The following is a 17,639-nucleotide window of genomic DNA, read 5'->3' on the forward strand; positions in this document are numbered from 1 at the left end:
GGAGGGCCGACAGGACCCTGTTCGCCGGGTGTACCGGGCGGGCCGGCCTCGCCCGGCCTACCCTGCTCTCCGGCCGGTCCGATCTCGCCGCGAAGGCCCTGCGGCCCGGCCGGACCGATCTCGCCCTTCGGCCCGGGCTGACCGGGAAGGCCTGCCTCGCCGCGCGGACCGGGCGGACCCGCGGGTCCCGGTTCGCCCGGCGAACCGGCAGGACCCGGTTCGCCGGGCGGCCCGACGGGTCCGGGCGGTCCCGGCGGTCCGGCGGCACCGGCCTGCGCGGCGCTCCCGTCCTCGCCTCTCGGTCCCTGGGAGCCTTGCGGGCCCGGCGCGCCGGCGGGTCCCTGCTGTCCGCACTCGCCGATCACCGCACTGCGCTCCTGGCGCCGCGTGCGCAGGGTCACGATGCAGGTGGCCGGGTGATAGACGATGCGGAACTCGAACTGGCCCCGGCCATCCGTCTTGGCCGAGAAGCGCTCGTCCAGGCTGATCTCGGTGTTCGGCTCGTCGACCGAGCCGAGCACCCAGAGTTCGCCCGCCGCGATCTTCGCCGCCAGGATCTGGATCTCCGCGCGGGCCGGGTGCACCGCGAAACAGGCCGGCGCGGCCGCGACCAGCAGAAGCCGCTTGAACATCCAACCCGTCCCGACCGGCGCACTCCTGCGGGCGTCGTCGTCACAACTTGAACAGTTTCGTGCCGCCAGGGAAGCCGGCCGGCCCGGCCACCAACAGCGCAATGCAGCGCACGGCCACCCCTGAGGCCCGGGAAGACTGCACGCACGACCATCGATCGACGGTCTGCCTTCTCCGCACGGTCGTGAGGGCCGCCTGATCGCGGTGGGGCGTGGGGCGACCGGCAGACTTGGCCGTCAAGTGGACCGGCCGGCGCCTTTCGACCAGACGAACCCCGCTTGTTCGGAGGGATTGGACAAATCGAAATCCGAATCTGTTCATTGTGCGCCACACAAAACGGACGGCAGTAGCGAAACATTAGAGTGTCGGCGCGAGACTGCGGCCTCCACAGTTAGGCAGGGATGGCGCATGTCCATCAGGACACGCATTTTCGGCGGCTTCGGCCTGAGTCTCTTGATGACCCTCGCGGTCGCCCTGGTGGCGTGGCAGAGCCTCACGGGCTTCGCCCGCCGGGTCGATGCCGCCAACGGGGCGCAGATCCTCGCGGGCGAGATCGGCGAGTTGGCCCTCGCCGCCGATCGCGCCCTCAAGAGCGACGACGGCCGGCACGACGCCGCGCTCGGCCGCACCGTCGGTCAGGTGCGCGCCACCGCCCGCAGCGTCGCCGCGCGGCTCACGAGCGATGCCGGCGCGGCCGGCATGGACGGGTCCCTGTCGGCCTTCGAGGAGGCGGTCGGGGCCTATGGCCGCCAGAAGGCCGAAAAACACGCCCTGCAGGAGAAGCACACCGTGCTGCTCGACGAGTTGCGGGCCGCCGCCGCCGCGATCGGAGCCGCGCAGGAGCGCGGGCTCGCCGAGGCCGGGCAGGCGCTGGAGCGCGGCCTCGCGGACCAGAAGTCGGCCGGCAGCACCGGCGTCCTCGTGTCCTTCGCCATGCGCTCGGCCCTGGAGCTGCGGGCGCTGCAATACGGCCTGATGTCCGACCGCGCCGGCGTGACCCGGGCGCAGTTCGATGCCAAGGCCTCCTCGGTCGGCGTGCTGATCCGGCGGCTCGGCGCCATGACGAGCGACCTCGACGTCGCCCAGGCCGCGGGCGGATTGCTCGACCGCTACCGCGAGGCGGTGGAGGCCGCGGTGGCGGACGGCGCGGGCGGCGTCTCGGCCGAGCGCCTCGCCGAGATCACGGCCCTGTTCGACGAACTCGTCCAGACGCTGCGCAAGGTCGAGCAGGCGCAGAACAACGTGCAGTCGGGCGCACAGGTGAGGCTGCGCGAGCAGCAGGATCGCCTCGGCTACGGCATGGCGCTGCTCGCCGCGAGCCACCGGGCGATCGATGCGGTGCGCGACGCGCAGGCGCTCGAACTGCGCTTGATCGCGGGCCGCGACGACGCGGCGGCGCCCGCGCTCGATGCGGCGGCGGGCGTGCTGCTCGAACAGGCCCGGGCGATCCTCTACGGCGTGAGCGACGAGGCGACCCAGGCGTCGCTGCGCGATCTGACCGCCAAGGTGCAGGTCTTCCGGGAGAGCATCCCGGCGATCGTCGCGGCCAACGCCGCGCAGGCCCGCATCCTGACGGACCTCGACGGGCGCATCGCCGCCCTGGTCAGCGAGGCGCGCCGCATCGGCGCGGACGAACTCCAGCACCTCGCCGCCGAGCGGAACCGGGCCATCCTGCTGCTGCTGGCCGGGGTCGCCCTCGCGGGTGCCTTCGGGGCGCTGCTCGCCCTGCTGATCGGGCGCGGCGTCGCCGGGCCGGTGGTGGCGCTGGCCGATGCCATGCGCGCCCTGGCGGGCGGGCACCTCGGCACCGCGGTCCCGGCCCAGGGACGGCGGGACGAGATCGGCGTCATGGCGAAGGCGGTCGAGGTCTTCCGCACCGCCCTGGTCGCCAAGGCACAGGCGGACGAGGCTGCGGCAGGCGAGGCCGCCGTCAAGGCGCAGCGCGCGGAGCGCCTCGCCGCCGTCACCAACGCCTTCGAGGCCAAGGTCGTGTCGCTGACCGAGAACCTGGGCCGCGCGGCCCACGGCATGAAGGAGGCCGCCCGGACCATGACGGCGGCGGCCGAGACGACGAACGGCCGCTCCGTCGAGGTGGCGGGCGCCGCCGCCCAGACCCTGTCGAACGTGCAGACGGTGGCCGCGGCGAGCGAGGAACTGTCCGTGTCGATCGGCGGCCTCTCGGGCCAGGTGGCCCAATCCTCCGACATCGCCCGCAGCGCCGTGCAGCAGGCGCGCCGGACCGACGAGGCGGTGCAGCGGCTGACCCAGTCCGCCGGGCAGATCAGCGACATCGTGGCGCTGATCAACGCCATCGCGGGCCAGACGAACCTGCTCGCGCTCAACGCCACCATCGAGGCGGCGCGGGCCGGCGAGGCGGGGCGCGGCTTCGCGGTGGTCGCCACCGAGGTCAAGGAACTCGCCGGCCAGACCGCGCGGGCGACCGAGGGCATCGCGCAGCAGATCCGGGAGATCCAAGAAACCACCGGCCGCGTCGCCGAGGCGATCGGCGAGATCTCGGGCACCATCGCGCAGATGGCGGGCATCACGGACGGCATCGCGCTGGCGATCGACCAGCAGGGCGCGGCCACGCAGGAGATCGCCCGCAACGTCCAGCACGCCGCCGCCGGCACCCAGACGGTGACCGCCGGCATCGGCGACGTGCAGCGCGAGGCCGACAGCACCGGCGCCACCGCCGCCCTCGTCCTCGACGCCGCCGACCGCCTCGGCGACACCGCCGCGGATCTGGAGCAGCAGGTCGCGGAGTTCCTGGCCGGCGTGAAGGCGGCCTGAGGCGGCGGGTTCGATTCGGCGAGAGACCGATGAGGGCCGCGTCTCGGAAGAGGCGCGGCCCTTCGGTGGTTCCGGCTCGGCTCAGGCCATAGGATGAGCAGGCGATCGTCGTGAATAGGCCGTGCATCATCCAGCGTGGGGAACCCTTCTCCCGTGCGGGAGAAGGGCATGGGGATCGAAGATCCCGTGCGGGATCTTCGATCCCCTACCCCTCTCCCGCTCGGGAGAGGGGATCCCGCGCTCGTCCATCGACGGGTTGCCGCGGAGACGGCATCTCAGAGTCCCCGCAGCCGCCCGCCCCGTCACGCCACCTTGCGCGGCACGAGGCGTTCGCCGCTCAGGGCCTCGCGCGCGCCGGACAGGCCGGCCTCGCTGTACTCGGCATCCTCGTTGACGCCCCAGACGTCGTAGAGGCGCCGGCCCGCCAGGATGTTCCGCACGGTGAGCATCGCGGTCATCATGGCGTGGTCCTGGTTGTTGTACTTGTGCATCCCGTTGCGGCCGACGAGGTGCAGGTTCGGGCAGTGCAGGTCGAGGTCGCGCCGGATCGTGGCCACGGTCTCGCGGTAGGTCTCGTCGTAGACCGGGTAGGCCTTGGGCTGGCGCACCACGCAGGCATCGACCACGTCCTCGGGACGGATCAGTCCGATCTGGGCGATCTCGCGCTTGGCGAGATCCACGAGGTCGGCATCCGGCGCGGTCCACAGCCCGTCGCCCTCGAAGCAGAAATACTCCAGGCCGAGGCAGGTGAAGCCTGAGTCCGGTACCATCTCGGGCGACCACGAGCGAAAATTCTGCACCCGGCCGACCTTCACGCTGGGGTCGTGGATGTAGATCCAGTTGTCGGGAAAATCCTCGGCCCCGCGGGCGATCAGCGCCACCGTGATGAAGTCCCGATAGCCGAGCGCGCGGGCGTGGAAGGTGCTGAGCGGCGCGGGGCGGATCGCACCGACGAGCTCTTGGAGCGGGGCGGACGAGATCACGTGACGGGCCGTGACGGTCTCGTGGCGGCCATCGCCGCTTCGGGCGCGCACGGTCCAGAGGCCGGTGGCGCGGTCGTAGGTCAGGCCGTCGACGCCGCGGTCGAGCAGCACCTGCCCGCCGTTGCGGCGCACCGCCGCCGCGGCGGCCTCCCACATCATGCCGGGGCCGCGGCGCGGGTAGCGGAAGGACTCGATCAGCGTCTTGATCACCGGCTCGCCCGGCCGGGCCTTCGCCTTCAGGCGCAGCGAGCGGGCGAGCGCGTCGCGGATCGCCGCGCCGAGATCGAGCCCCTTGATCCGCTGCGCCGCCCAATCAGCCGAGATCGCGTCGCAGGACATGCCCCACACCTTCTCGGTGTAGGTCTTGAAGAAGATCGAGAAGAGCCGCTCGCCGAACTGGTTGCGCACCCACTCGTGGAAGCTCTTGGGCTCGGGGATCGGCTTGGCGCGGGCGTACAGGTAGGAGGCGACGCAGGCCGCGCTCTGCAGCAGGCCGAGGTTGCGCAGCGCCTCGAACGCCTTGAGCGGGTAGGCGTAGTAGCGGCCCTTGTAGTAGATCCGCGACAGGCGCGGACGCTCGATGAAATCGTCGGGCAGGATCTCGTCCCAGAGGTCCACCACCTCCTTCGACTTCGAGAAGAAGCGGTGGCCGCCGATGTCGAACAGGAAGCCGTTGTGCTCCACGGTCCGGCTGATGCCGCCGACCCGCACCGGATCGCGCTCCAGCACCACGACGTCGCGCCCCTCCTTGGCGAGGAGGTAGGCGGCGGTCAGGCCGGCGGGGCCGGCGCCGATCACCAGCGTCTCGGTGTGAAGGCTCATCGCGACAAAAGCTCCGGGGCGACGGACGCCGCCGGGGCCGATCCTAGGGTCGGGAGGGTAAAGAAGGCCTCACCATGGCGGCGGGTGCGCCGCACTCCGCTAACCGTGGGGTAAGGCCGGCATGCGACGCCTGGGCGTCAGCCCCCGGGACCGTCATGATCGCCGCCTTCCAGGCACTCGTCCGTCCGAACCCCGCCGCACGCCCGCTCCTCGACAACCCGATCGTGCTCTGGGGCCTCGTCCTCGCCGGGATCGGCGGGCTCTACGGGCAGGCGGCCATTCTCGACGTCGTCCGCACCCTGCGCCTGCCCGACACCGACGACGCCATGCGCCTCGTGCAGGTGCGCGACCTCCTGGCCGGACAGGGCTGGTTCGACGTCGCCCAGCACCGGCTCCCGCCGGAGGGCGCCTCCATGCACTGGTCGCGCCTCGTGGACCTGCCCATCGCGGCCCTCATCCTGCTGCTGCGGCCCCTGGCCGGCGCCCGTGCCGAGGCGATCGCCGCCGCCCTCTGGCCCGCCCTGGCCTTCGGCCTCTACGCGGTGATCCTCTATCGCGGCGTCCGCGACCTGTTCGGGCGCCGCGACGCCCTGCTCGCGGTCTTTGCCGCCACGCAGACGGTGCTGATCGGCGCCCTGTTCGCGCCGGGCCGCGTCGACCACCACAGCCTGCAGATCTGCGCGGTGCTCGGCATGGCGCTGTGCCTGATGCGGACGCGGCACGGCCTGCGCGAGGGATTGGCCGCGGGTGCGCTCTCCGCCCTGTCCCTGGCGATCGGACTCGAAGCCCTGCCGTTCATCGCGGCGGCCGGGCTGGTCGCGGCCGGGGCCTGGATCGTCGCGGGCGAGCCCACGCGCCGCCTCTTCGCCGGGTTCGGGCTCGCCCTCGGGATCGGCGCGCCCGCGCTGTTCGCGCTCCAGACCGCGCCGGGTGCCTGGGGCGCCACGGCCTGCGACGCGCTCTCGCCGCCCTGGCTGTGGCTCTGCGCGGCGGGCGGCCTCACCGGGGCGGCCTCCCTGCTCGGGGCGCGCCTGTCCGGCCCGGGCCGGCTCGCGCTCGCGGCCGGCGGGGGCGCGCTGGCCGTCGCCGGGTTCGTGCTGATCGCGCCGTCCTGCCTCGCCGGCCCGTTCCCCGACATGCCGGATCTGGTGCGCCGGGAATGGCTGGGACGGGTCCACGAGATGCGGCCGGTCTGGACGCTGCTGCGGGAGCAGCCGGCCTTGCTGATGGGCACCTTCCTGCCGGCCCTCGTGGCGGCGGTCGCGGCCCTCGTCCTGGCGGTCGCGGACGCGGAGCGGCGCCGGGCCTGGGGCCTTGCGGGCGGCTTTCTCTGCGTCGGCCTCGCGGTAGCGGTGCTGCAGTTCCGCGGCCTCTACGTGACCACGGCCTTCGTGCCCCTGGTGGCCGGCCCGCTGCTCGGCCGGGCCGTGGCGCTGCTGCGCGAGCCGGGGACGACCACGCGGCGCCAAGGCCTCGCCCTGCTGGCCGGGCTCGCTACCCTCGGCAAGGTCTGGCTGATCCTCGCCACCCTGGCGGTTCGCGCCGATCCGGAGGCGTCCGGTCCCTCGGACGGGTGGTCCTCCTGCACCGCGGGGCCGGCGATGGCGGACCTCGCCGCGCTGCCCCCCGGCACGGTGCTGGCGCCAGTCGATCTCGGCCCGAGCCTGCTCCTCAACACGCCGCACCGGGTCGTGGCGGCGCCCTATCACCGCAACATCGTGGGAATCCAGGCTGGGATCGAGGCGTTCGGCAGCGAGGAGAGCCTGCGCGGGGTGGCCGCGGCGCGCGGTGCGGACTACATCGTGCTCTGCCGGGCGCCCGGTGGCCGCTCCCCGGACGGTCCGGTCGCCCGGGGGCTCCTCGATGGTGCCCTCGTCCCGTCCTGGCTCGAACCGGTTCCCGTGCAGACGATGCTCCCGCAGACGAGCGGCCTGAGGGTGTGGCGGGTGCAGCCCGGCCGATGAGGCGGTGGGCGGCCGGCGCGGGGCTGGCGCTCGGTCTTCTTGCGCTCGGTCTTGCGCTCGTGGGGGCGATCGTGGTGGGACGCGCAGACGAGCCGGGCGGGATCGACGACGTGTGGGTGCGGCTCTTCGGACCGCCGGACCTCGGGCCGGTAGACTTCGCGACGCTGCGGCGGCGGCGCTCCCCCAACGACGCCCTCGCCTGCCCGACCGACATCTGCCCGCACGCGCCGGCCGATTTCGTGCCGCCGGTCTACCCCGTGCCGGGCGCCCGCCTGCGCGAGATCGTGCGGGAGGTGGCGGAAGGCGAGCCGCGCACCGAACTCGTCTTCAGCGACCGCTGGGGCGAGCAGGACCGCTACGTGGCGCGGTCCCGGCTGATGCGGTTTCCCGACACGATCACCGCCGAGATCATCGGACGCGGCGAGGGCGCCGCCTCGGTCGCCCTCTACTCCCGCAGCCAGATCGGCTACGGCGACCTCGGGGTGAACAGGGCGCGGCTGGCGCGCTGGCTCGCCGGGATCGAGGCACGGGCACGATGAGAGTGGCGAGACCCGATCACGCGCGCTTCAGGCCGAGCCAAGCGCCGCGGCTCGCGCCCCTGCCGCGCGATCCGGACGTGGTGGTGGTGGGGGCGGGCGCGGCCGGCATCGCGGCGGCGCGCCGCCTCCTCGCCCGCGGCCTCGCGGTGGCGGTGGTGGAGGCGCGCGATCGCGTCGGCGGGCGGACCGTCACCACGCTGCTGCGCGGCCACCCGGTCGATCTCGGCGCGCACTGGCTGCATGCCGGGCCGATCAACCCGCTGGTGCGCCTCGGGCTTGCCCGCGGCGAGCCCCTGCGCCGGGCCGCGCAGGAGAGCCACCTGATGGTCGGGCGCCGCCGCGGGCGGCCCGACGAGGAAGCCGCCTACGGCCGCGCCTTCGCGGTGGCCGACCGGGCGATGACCGGGAAGGCCGGCAGCGGGCCGGACCGGCCGGCCGCCGCCGCCCTGCCGCCCGGCCTCGGGCCGTGGGGGAGACGAGTCGCGCTCGTGCACGGCCTCGTCTCGGGGCGGCCGCTCACGGAGGTGAGCCTGCACGACTTCCCGAGCATGGAGTACGGCGACAACTACTTCATCGCGGGCGGCTACGGAGCCTTTCTGGCGCGCCTCGCCCAGGGGCTGCCGATCGCGCTGTCCGCCCCCGTGCGCTCGATCGCGTGGGCGGAGGCCGGCGTCGCGGTGGAGGCCGAGGGGCTCGGCCGCCTGCGGGCGCGGGCGGCGCTCGTCACCGTGCCGGTGATGGTGCTGCAGGACGAGACGGCGATCCGCTTCTCCCCTGCCCTGCCGGCGGCGACGCGCGCGGCGATCGACGGCTTCACCCGCGGCCTCTACGAGCACGTGGTGCTGCACTGGCCCTCCGCACCCTTCCGCGGGCGCGACCGGCTCGCCGGCCTCACGGGCGGGGGGCTGCAGCCGCCGGGGCTGCTCACGCGCGTCGACGACACCCCGTTCCACTTCTTCGAACTCGATGCACCGCTGAGCGCGCGGCTCGACGCGGCCGGCGCCGGGCCGGACGGGGCGCGCCGCCTCGCCCGGGCGATCCTCGCCGAGCATGTGGGGACGGGCCGCCTCGCCGACCTCGCGGTGCCGGCGGTGAGCGAGTGGCGGCACGATCCCTGGTCGCGCGGCTCCTGGGCGGTGGTGCCGCCGGGCCATGCGCCCGCGCGCGACGCCCTCAAGGCATCGGTGGCGGACCGGATCTGGTTCGCCGGGGAGGCGCTGTCGCGCCTGCAATGGGGCACCGCGGGGGGCGCCTACGACGAGGGCGAGCGCGCGGCCGACGCCATCGCCGACGGGCTGGCCGCGCCGCGTTGAGCGATGATCAGCCCTGGAGCCGGTCGAGGTGCTGGCGGATATGCGCCGCCTCGGCGGCCGTGCCGGCGAGCGCGATCGCCTGGTCGAAGGCAATGCGGGCCTCGTCGGGCCGTCCGAGCTGGGTGAGCAGCGCGCCCTTCACCCCGAAGAAGTGGAAGTAGCCCGAGAGGCGTGGCGCCAGGGGCTCGATCAGGGCGAGCGCCTCGGCCGGCCCGCGCAGCTTCGCCACCGCGACCGCCCGGTTGAGGGTGACGACGGGCGAGCCCTGCATGATCTCCAGCGTGGCGTAGAGCCGGTCGATCTGCGCCCAGTCGGTCTCCGCGGCCGCTCGGGCGCGGGCGTGCAGGGCCGCGATCGCCGCCTGGACCTGATAGGGGCCGGGGCTGCGGTGGCGCATCGCCTTGTCGAGGAGTGCCAGCCCTTCGGCGATCATCCGCCCGTCCCAGAGCCGCCTGTCCTGCTCGTCGAGGAGCACGACGCTGCCGTCGGGCGCGAAGCGCGCCGCCGCGCGGGCGTGCTGGAGCAGCATCAGCGCCACGAGGCCCATGATCTCGGGCTCGGCCGGGAAGAGGCGCAGCAGCAGGCGCCCGAGGCGGATCGCCTCGTCGCAGAGCGGTGCCCGCGCCGGGCTGGTGTCGCGGTCGGCCGAATACCCCTCGTTGAAGACGAGGTAGAGCATGGCGGCGACGGCCGCGAGTCGCTCGGCCCGCTCGGCCGGCCCCGGCGCTTCGAAGGGCACCCGCGCCTGGGCCACCCTGGCCTTGGCGCGGGTGATGCGCTGCTCCATCGCGCTCTCGCCGATCAGGAAGGCGCGGGCGATCCGGCGCAGGCTGAGCCCCGAGACGATGCGCAACGCCAGCGCGATCTGCTGCGTCGCCGGCAGGTCGGGATGGCAGCAGATGAACAGGAGGCGCAGGATGTCGTCGCGGTAGTGCGACTCGTCGAGCCGCTCGGCGAGTGCGGCTTCCGCATCGTCGAGGTCGGACAGATTTTCCTCGGGGGGCAGCGGGGTCTCGCGCCGGCTGCGGCGGCCGGCATCGAGCGCGACGTTGCGCCCGACCAGGATCAGCCACGCCGCCGGGTCCCGCGGCGGTCCCTGCCGAGGCCAGTGCGTGAGCGCCCGCAGGCTCGCCTCCTGAAAGGCCTCCTCGGCGGTATCGAGGTCGCGGAAGTAGCGCAGCAGCGCTCCCACGGCCCGCGGCCGGGCGCCGGCCAGCGCCGCGTGCATCCAGTCGAGGTCGGTCACGGTGTGTCGCCCCCGGGCTGGAAGTAGGCGATCGGCCGGATCTCGTAGGCGCCGCCCGGATTCGCGCGGCCGAGGTCGCGGGCGGTGTCGAGGGCCTGCTCCAGATCCTCGCACTCGACCACGTAGAAGCCGAGCAGCTGCTCCTTCGTCTCGGCGAAGGGCCCGTCGAGGACGAGGCCGGGCTCGCGGTCCTTGCGCAGCGTCGTGGCGGCGGTGGTGGGCAGCAGGCGCGCCACCGGGCCGAGCCGACCGTCGCGGGCGAGCCGCTCCTGCACGACCGCGAGCTTTTCCATCACGGCCGCGTCCTCCTCCCGGCTCCAGGATCCGACGACCTCTTCCGCGTGGTAGCACAGGATGGCGTAGAGCATGCGGGTCCCTCCCTCGTCGGACACGACGTCCGGAAGCCGGCGCAGCCGACAGGCGAGAGGTGAAAAAACTGTGGCGGAGCGGGCTAATCCCGATTCGCCAGCGCCGCCCGGATCGCCGCGCGCACGGGTTCGGGCGCCTCGAAGGGCAGGAAATGCGTCGTGCCCGGCAGCGTCTCCACCCGGATCAGGGGCGGGCGGTCCTCCGTCAAGCCGCAGGTGCTGCCCCGCTCCGCGCGCAGGATCGTGGCCGGCCGGGCGAGGCGGCGCAGCGCCCCCCAGCTGTCGTGGCCCTGCGCGAGGTAGTTCGACGCCTCCCAGTCGCCCGTGCAGGCGAGCGCCACGCTGCCGTCCGGCCGCTCGCGGAACCCGTCCGCCACGTAGTCGGCGAGCGGCGCCTCCGGCCAGGTGCGGAAGGCGCCGCGCCCGCGATAGGCCGCGAGGGCCGCCTCGCGGGACGGGAAGACCGCGCGCCGCTTGAGCGCCCCCTGGGCCAGCGGCGAGTGGTGCCGGTAGAGACGGGCGAGGAGCGGGATGCGGGCGGCGAGCGCGGTGCGCCGGGGCAGGATGACCGGATCGAGCAGGACGAGGTTGCGCACGCGGTCGGGCCGGCGCGCCGTGGCGAGAAGCGCGGCCGTGCCGCCCATCGAGTGGCCGACCAGGGTGAGCGGCGGGCCGTCGAGGCGGTCGAGCACCGCGACCAGATCGGCCGCGACGTCGCTCCAGCTCCGGCGGCCCCGCGGCTCGGCCGGCAGCGTGGTGCCGCCGTGCCCGCGCTGGTCGTAGGCGATCAGGCGGTGATCGAGGCCGAGCGGTTCCAGCAGCGTGCGGTAGGTCCGCGCGTTGAAGCCGTTGGCGTGCAGCACCAGGGCGTCCGCGGGTCTTTCCGCCGGTCCGAAGGCCAGGGCGGCCACGCGGCCGCCGGGCAGGTCGATGGTCTCGCGGGTCCAGGTCCGGTTGTCCGCGAGGGGACTGGCCTTAGGCTGCATGGAGGTGCCTTTTGGGCCGGGCCGCCCAGGTGCCGACGGCGCCCGCCGCCAGGATGAGCGCCGTGGCGAGAAACACCGAGCGCATGCCGAAATGCCCGCCCGCGAACCCGCCGAGCAGCGGCCCGAGGACCTGCCCGGCATATTGCGACGAGGTCGAGTAGCCGAGCATGGTGCCGGCCACCCGGTCGGGGACGCTGTGGCGGATGACGCTGGCGATGCAGGGCAGGAGCCCGCCGAGCGCCAGCCCCATCAGGAAGCGCAGGGCCACGAGCTGCCAGTCGGCGACCACCAGCGCCTGCGGCACGAGGAGCAGCGCCGAGACGGCGAGACTGCCGGTGATGACCGGCCACGCGCCGATGCGGTCGGCGAGCCGCCCGAGCCGCGGCGCGGACAGGATGCTGCCGAGCGCGGTGGCCGACATCGCGAGGCCCGCCACCAGGGTGACCCGCGCGGGATCGCTCACCAGTTCCGCCACGTAGACCGTGATGATCGGCTCGATCGACATCACGGCGAGCATCAGCAGGAGCCCGGTCGCCAGCATGGCGAGCGCCGGCCCCTTGTCGGGCACCTGCGCCCAGCCGCCGGCGGCCTGGCGCGCCTCGCGGGGCGGACGCGGCGCCTCGCGGATCAGCGCCAGGGTGGCCAGGAAGGCGCCGAAGATCACCGCGCCCGCGGCGAAGAAGGTCGCCCGGATGCCGATGAGCGGCGGCATCACGCCGCCGACCAGGGGACCGACGAGGTTGCCCGCCATGATGCCCGCCGAGAGCACGCCGAGCGCCCAGGCGGAGCGGTCCTTCGGCGTCTGGGTGGCGACGAGCACCATCGAGCCCGAGGCGTAGCCGCCGAGCAGCCCCGCCAGCAGCCGCAGGCCGACGAGCTGCCAGACGTCCTGCGCGAGGCCGATCAGCGACATCGCCACCGCCATGCCGAGGCTCGCGCGCACCAGCATCAGCTTGCGCCCGTAGCGGTCGGCGAGCCGCCCCCAGAGCGGCGCCACCAGCGCGGCGGAGAAGAACGTCGCCCCGAAGGCGATGCCGGACCATTGCACGATCGCGGCCTCGTCGGCCACGCCGAGGTCCCGCACGTAGAGCGGCAGGAACGGCAGCAGCAGCGTCATCGCCACGATGGTGGTGAAGGAGCCGAACACGCAGACGACGAGGTTGCGCCGCCAGTGCGTCTCCGCCGCCATGCCCTCGGTCATGCCGCTCCTCCCCGGCCCGGTGTAGCGCGCCCCGGCCGGCCGGCGAAGCCGCCGGCAGGCGCGCGCGGCATGTGCGCGGGGCATGGCGGGGGCCATGGGTAGAGGGCGAAACCGGTCTCTACCAGGGCGCGGGGAACCCCTCTCCCGCACGGGCTTGCGGCTTCACACATCGCCGAATGAGGCGCGGGATCTCCTCTCCCCGCGTGCGGGGAGAGGGCTGCTTGCACCTTGTCGTGCAAGCAGCGAGCCCGTGTTGGCCCGATAGGGCCAACCGCGAGGGTGAGGGGGCGGTGCCGGATAAGGCTCTTCCGGAAGCGCCCCCTCACCTTCGGCTGCCGCCTCGCTCTGCCGACGACGAGGTCGGGTGGGATCTTCGATCCCCGAGCCCTCTCCCCGCACGCGGGGAGAGGAGACCGCGCACGACCCGACGTGTGAAGCCGCAAGCCCATGCGGGAGAGGGGTTCCCGCGCTCTTCCATGAGAGAGTGGTGGGCATCCGGGCACCGCGACGAACCAACCCTGCCGACCGCCCTCCCCTGTTGCCGGCCCGCAGCGCTGGCCGGGCAAGCGTGTCGCGCGGACCCGACAACTCTTGCGCCGGGCGCGCCGCCGGTCCCAGGGTGCGCCGCATGGGCCTCGCGATTCAGCTCCGCCGCGCCCGGCGCGCCGCGGCGCTCGCCGGCCTCCTCGTCGTCCTGTCGGGCGCGGGCGCGCTCGCGCAGAGCGTGACGGTCGATCTCGGGCCGAGCGGCGGTGTCACCGAGCGGGCGCTGCAGCTCGTCGCGCTCATCACCGTGCTGGCGCTGGCCCCCTCCGTGCTGGTGATGGCCACCTCCTTCACCCGCATCGTGGTGGTGCTGTCGATCCTGCGCTCGGCCCTGGGCACCCAGACCGCGCCGCCCAACGCCGTGATCGTGAGCCTCGCGCTCTTCCTCACCGCCTTCGTGATGGCGCCGACCGCCCGGGAGGCCTACCGGACCGGCATCGAGCCCCTGGTGGCCGGCCAGATCACCCAGGCGCAGGGCTTCGAGCGGGCGACCGCGCCCTTCAAGACCTTCATGCTGCGCACCGTGCGCGAGAAGGACCTCCAGCTCTTCCTCGACCTGTCGAACGCGCCGCGCCCCGCCACCCCGGAGGCGGTCGGCCTGGAGATCCTGACCCCGGCCTTCATGATCTCGGAGTTGCGCCGGGCCTTCGAGATCGGCTTCCTGCTGTTCATCCCGTTCCTGATCATCGACCTCGTGGTGGCCTCGATCCTGATGTCGGTCGGCATGATGATGATGCCGCCGGCAACCGTCGCGCTGCCCTTCAAGCTGATCTTCTTCGTCCTCGTCGACGGCTGGACGCTGGTGGCGGGCTCGCTGGTGCAGAGCTACGGCAGCTGAACCCCCTCACCCGGGCGGGGGGCTGGCGCCGGCACTGGCGTTGGTGCCAGGGGGTGCCTCCGCGCGGGCCGCCGGGCGCGGCGGCACCGCGCTCTCCGGGTAGCGTGCGCGGAACGCACTCAGGAAGGCGGTGAGCGTCTCGGCGCTGATCGCCCGGCCGGCGAGGTCGCGGAAGGCGGCCGACGCGGTGGCGCCCGGCGCGGAGAGGATGCCGAAGGCCCGCGCATCGGCGCTCTCGGCCATCTTCGGCATCATCTTGGTGCGCAGCCGGTCGAGGCTCAGGGTCTCGTCCGCGAGCGCGTAGGCGATGGCCGCCCGCATCACGTCGGCGCGCTCGGCATCCGCGAGCGGCCCCGTCTCGCGCCAGCGTGCGCCGACCAGCGCCTCGTGCGCCTCCCCGGCCTCGCGCCACCGCCGCGCGCCCCAAAGAATGTCGGCGCGCAGACGCGCGGCGTCCGGCCCCTCCATGCCGTCGAGGAGTTCGAGGGCGAGGTCGGTGCGCGACAGGTCGGAGAGCGCGCGCGCTTCGAGCAGCATGCGGGCGTCGCGGATGCGCGCGGGCAGTTCGGGCAGGCGCGTCGCGTGCAGCGCTTGCAGCGCCTGAAGCGGGCGCTCGTCCATCAGCCGGATCGCGGCGAGCCGGGCCGCCACGCTCGCGCGGGCCGCGCCGGTGAGGCGCTTGTCGACCTGATGCTGGAGGAGGTCGCCCGCGGCGTCGAGCAGGTCGAGGCCGACCAGCCGGTCGGCCAGACCCCGCACGATCTCGTCGCCCTGCCGGTCGACCGGCGTGAACTCCTTGAAGTCGAAATACAGGGCCAGGGCCTCGACCCGCCCGAGGCTCGCGCCCTTGTCGGTGAGGAAGAGGTCGGCGAACAGCCCGACCATCTCGGGGTGGAGCGAGCGGGTCGCCGCGTGGTCGGGAAACAGGCGGTTGGCCTTGCGCGCCGTCGCGAAGGCGTCGCGCCAGCGCCCGGCCTCGGCGTAGAGGTGGCTCAAGCGTGCGAGCGTGTCGGCCTCGATGTCCCCGCCGTGCCATGCCACCGAGAGGTGCTCCAGCCGGTCGAGCGCCTCCGCCCGCGCGAGCGTGCCGGCGCCGCGGCCGAGATCGACGAGGCGCAGGGCCGCCTCGGCCGCCACCGGGCGCTCGCCCGCATCCGCGAGACGCTGGTACTCGCGCCGCGCCGTGCCGGCCTCGCCCAGCGCCTCGGCCAAGCGGGCCTGCAGGAGCGCGACCTGATCGCGCGTCAGCGCCGAATCGGTGATCGGGCCTGCGGCCGTCAGCACCTGCTGCGCGGTGGTGAGGTCGCGGGCGTCGAGCGCCACGTCGGCGGCGGCCAGCAGCAGCGGCAGCTGCAGATCCTCCGGATAGGCCTCGATCACCGGCATCCCGGCCTTGAAGGCCGCGAGCGCCAGCGGGCCGGCGCCGGGACGGCTGCGGGCGTCGAGCACCGCCCGCCACAGCCGCGCCTCCGGATCCTGCCCGAGCTTGGTGTCGCCGCCGAGGGACGCGGCCGCCTGGGCGTCGCGCCGCAGCCGCACCGCGGCGATCGCCGACAGGATGCGCGTCGACCGCTCCACCGCGGTCACCGCATCCTCCTTGGCGGCGAAGGCCAGCACCGTGGCGGCCTCCGCGTCGAAGCCGTTGGCCAGGAGCACGCGGGCGAGGTCGATCCGCGCGGCCGAGCGGCCGGGCCGGTCGGCCCTGGCGACCGCGTCCTGCGCGCTGCGGATCCGCGCGCGGACGTCTCCGCGGCGATCCTCGCGCCAGCGCTCGGGCTGCACCACGAGGCTCGTCGCCACGGGCGGCGGGATCTCGGCCCCGTCGACCGGCACCGGGCTCACGGCGACGCCGCCCGACCGCGAGATCACGACCGAGGCGAGGCCGGGGCGCACCACGAGGTCGTCGGCGAGCGCCAGCACGGCGACGCCCTGGCGGCTCGCCAGCAGGTCGAAATCCACGAAGCGCCCGCGCTTGGGCACGCCGGCAATCCGCGGGCCCTGCGCCGTCACCACGGCGATGCGCTCGCCGTCGCGGTCGAGCCAGAGCACCTGACCGGGCCGCGCGAGCGGGAGCGCCACCGCCGGCTTGCCGGCCCCGTCCGCGCTCCGCCGCGGCACGAGGAGATCGCCCGCCGGCACGCTGCCGTCGCCGAAGACGAGGGTCCAGCCCTGCCCCTCCCCCGCGGCGAGCTGGGCGAAGAGGCCGCCGTCGAGGGCGAAGCGCAGCACCGTGTGGCCGCTCTCCTGGCGCGGGGCCTCGGCGAGCCGCACCGCGCCGCCCAGCGCCGCGGGATCGAGACGCAGCGGGGCGGTGCCCTCGAAGACCAGGGTGGCGAGACCGCCCCGCTCGAACAGGGCTGCGGCGGGGCGCTGCGGGAAGGGGAAGGCGATCCGCACCGCCTCACCCGCGCGGGTGACCCGCGCCTCGACCGGGCCGGGCGGGTGCGGCGGCGCGGCAGGCGGCGAATCCGTCCGCGCGGGCTCGGGCCGGGCCGGCTCGGCTTTCTCCGGAGCGCGCGGCGGCGTCTCCGCGACGGGAGGCTGCGCGGGTTCGGCCTTGGCGGCGGAGAGCGGCGCGGGCGCGCGGCGGTCCCCGGCCTTCAGGATGTCGAGAGTGTAGCCGTCCTCGTCGCGATAGGCCTCGGCCTCGTGGCCCTCCGCCAGGGTGAGGGCGAAGCGCGCGGCCTCGGGGGTCGCTTCGGCGCTCAGGGCCTCGACGGCGGGCTTGAGGCGGGCGCGCGCCTCGCCGATCTGCACCGCGTAGGAGCCGTCGACCCGCAGCCGCAGGTCGCGGCCCGCGCGCTCCAGCGCCACCTCGGCGCCCGGCGGCACCCGCAGGGTGAAGCGCGTCAGCGTCGGCAGGTGCGCCACCTCCAGGGGCAGCGGCCGGACGGGCTTGGCCGTGCGGGCGGCCTCGCGGCGCAGCCGCGCCTCGGCCTCCTCCGCCCGGCGCGCGAGGTCGGCCACGATCTCCGGCGGCAGCGGCGGGAGCAGGCCGGTCCAAGATTCGGGCAAGAGATCGATGAACACCCGCTCGGCCGCCTCCTGCACGTTCACCCGGTAGGGCTTCTGCAGGGCGAGCCGCAGGCCGGTGCCGTCCGGGTCGCGGCGCACCTGGGCGATGTAGGCGGGCATCTCGGCAGCGAGGCGCTCCCGCAGCAGGCCGGTCGCCGGCTCGCGGAAGGTGACCAGCAGGACGGTGCCCGAGACCTTGGCGGTGACCTTGACGCTCTGGTCGAAGGTGAGCGCGATGCGCCCATAGGCGCGCTGCTCGCGCCCCTCGACCGCGACGAGCTTCGCGGCCGCGGCGCCGACCGTGCCGGACAGGAGCGCCGCGAGCGCGAGGAGGAGCCTCGCCCCTCGCCGGCCTGTGCCTGTCCGCCCCATTCGTCGATCCGTCCCCGCGCGGTGAG

General features: G+C 74.5%; 12 protein-coding genes. 5 read left to right on the forward strand and 7 right to left on the reverse strand.

What is annotated here, in order from left to right; genetic code table 11:
- The coding region (locus ACKUB9_RS21310; protein WP_410825902.1) for a collagen-like domain-containing protein at window positions 1–632 on the reverse strand (632 nt) is incomplete at its 3' end.
- Window positions 633–1,038: 406 nt separating this feature from the next.
- Here ACKUB9_RS21310 and ACKUB9_RS21315 point away from each other — a divergent pair.
- Window positions 1,039–3,420, forward strand: a complete 2,382-nt coding sequence (locus ACKUB9_RS21315; protein WP_407528768.1) for a methyl-accepting chemotaxis protein — start codon at window positions 1,039–1,041, stop codon at window positions 3,418–3,420.
- Window positions 3,421–3,722: 302 nt separating this feature from the next.
- Here ACKUB9_RS21315 and ACKUB9_RS21320 read toward each other — a convergent pair whose 3' ends face one another.
- Window positions 3,723–5,225 carry an NAD(P)/FAD-dependent oxidoreductase gene (locus ACKUB9_RS21320; protein WP_407528769.1) on the reverse strand — a complete coding sequence of 501 codons (1,503 nt, stop codon included), beginning with the start codon at window positions 5,223–5,225 and terminating at the stop codon, window positions 3,723–3,725.
- Between the two features lie 155 nt (window positions 5,226–5,380).
- On the opposite strand from ACKUB9_RS21320, the gene ACKUB9_RS21325 reads away from it, so the two are divergent.
- Genes ACKUB9_RS21325 through ACKUB9_RS21335 form a run of 3 tightly spaced genes read left to right on the forward strand, consistent with a single transcriptional unit; the run spans window position 5,381 to window position 9,041 of the window.
- Window positions 5,381–7,189, forward strand: coding sequence for a hypothetical protein (locus ACKUB9_RS21325; RefSeq protein WP_407528771.1), 1,809 nt, complete (start codon window positions 5,381–5,383; stop codon window positions 7,187–7,189).
- Window positions 7,186–7,728: a DUF1499 domain-containing protein gene (locus ACKUB9_RS21330; RefSeq protein WP_407528773.1), complete on the forward strand. Its 543-nt coding sequence runs from the start codon at window positions 7,186–7,188 to the stop codon at window positions 7,726–7,728. Before ACKUB9_RS21325 ends, ACKUB9_RS21330 begins: the two co-directional genes overlap by 4 nt.
- Complete coding sequence (locus ACKUB9_RS21335; RefSeq protein ID WP_410825904.1) at window positions 7,725–9,041, forward strand: flavin monoamine oxidase family protein; 1,317 nt, start codon at window positions 7,725–7,727, stop codon at window positions 9,039–9,041. Before ACKUB9_RS21330 ends, ACKUB9_RS21335 begins: the two co-directional genes overlap by 4 nt.
- 7 nt (window positions 9,042–9,048) lie before the next feature.
- On the opposite strand, the gene ACKUB9_RS21340 is transcribed toward ACKUB9_RS21335, so the two are convergent.
- From ACKUB9_RS21340 to ACKUB9_RS21355, 4 genes are all read right to left on the reverse strand, one after another.
- A complete protein-coding gene (locus ACKUB9_RS21340) occupies window positions 9,049–10,287 on the reverse strand; it encodes an RNA polymerase sigma factor (RefSeq protein WP_407528776.1) in 1,239 nt (412 codons plus the stop codon).
- A complete protein-coding gene (locus tag ACKUB9_RS21345; protein ID WP_407528778.1) occupies window positions 10,284–10,655 on the reverse strand; it encodes a YciI family protein in 372 nt (123 codons plus the stop codon). Before ACKUB9_RS21345 ends, ACKUB9_RS21340 begins: the two co-directional genes overlap by 4 nt.
- Window positions 10,656–10,738: 83 nt before the next feature.
- The gene (locus ACKUB9_RS21350) at window positions 10,739–11,641 is read right to left on the reverse strand and encodes an alpha/beta fold hydrolase (protein WP_407528780.1); all 903 of its coding nucleotides are present in this window, start codon (window positions 11,639–11,641) and stop codon (window positions 10,739–10,741) included.
- Window positions 11,631–12,842 carry an MFS transporter gene (locus tag ACKUB9_RS21355; RefSeq protein WP_407528781.1) on the reverse strand — a complete coding sequence of 404 codons (1,212 nt, stop codon included), beginning with the start codon at window positions 12,840–12,842 and terminating at the stop codon, window positions 11,631–11,633. Before ACKUB9_RS21355 ends, ACKUB9_RS21350 begins: the two co-directional genes overlap by 11 nt.
- Window positions 12,843–13,470: 628 nt before the next feature.
- On the opposite strand from ACKUB9_RS21355, the gene fliP reads away from it, so the two are divergent.
- Entirely contained in the window at window positions 13,471–14,226 is a 756-nt protein-coding gene (gene fliP, locus ACKUB9_RS21360) for a flagellar type III secretion system pore protein FliP (protein WP_407528783.1), read from the forward strand.
- 6 nt (window positions 14,227–14,232) lie between these two features.
- Here the strand turns inward: fliP and ACKUB9_RS21365 are convergent, their stop codons facing one another.
- Entirely contained in the window at window positions 14,233–17,613 is a 3,381-nt protein-coding gene (locus ACKUB9_RS21365) for a hypothetical protein (protein WP_407528785.1), read from the reverse strand.
- Window positions 17,614–17,639 lie beyond the last annotated feature (26 nt).

It is taken from the genome of Methylobacterium oryzisoli, from assembly GCF_046557895.1.
Classification (GTDB): domain Bacteria; phylum Pseudomonadota; class Alphaproteobacteria; order Rhizobiales; family Beijerinckiaceae; genus Methylobacterium; species Methylobacterium oryzisoli.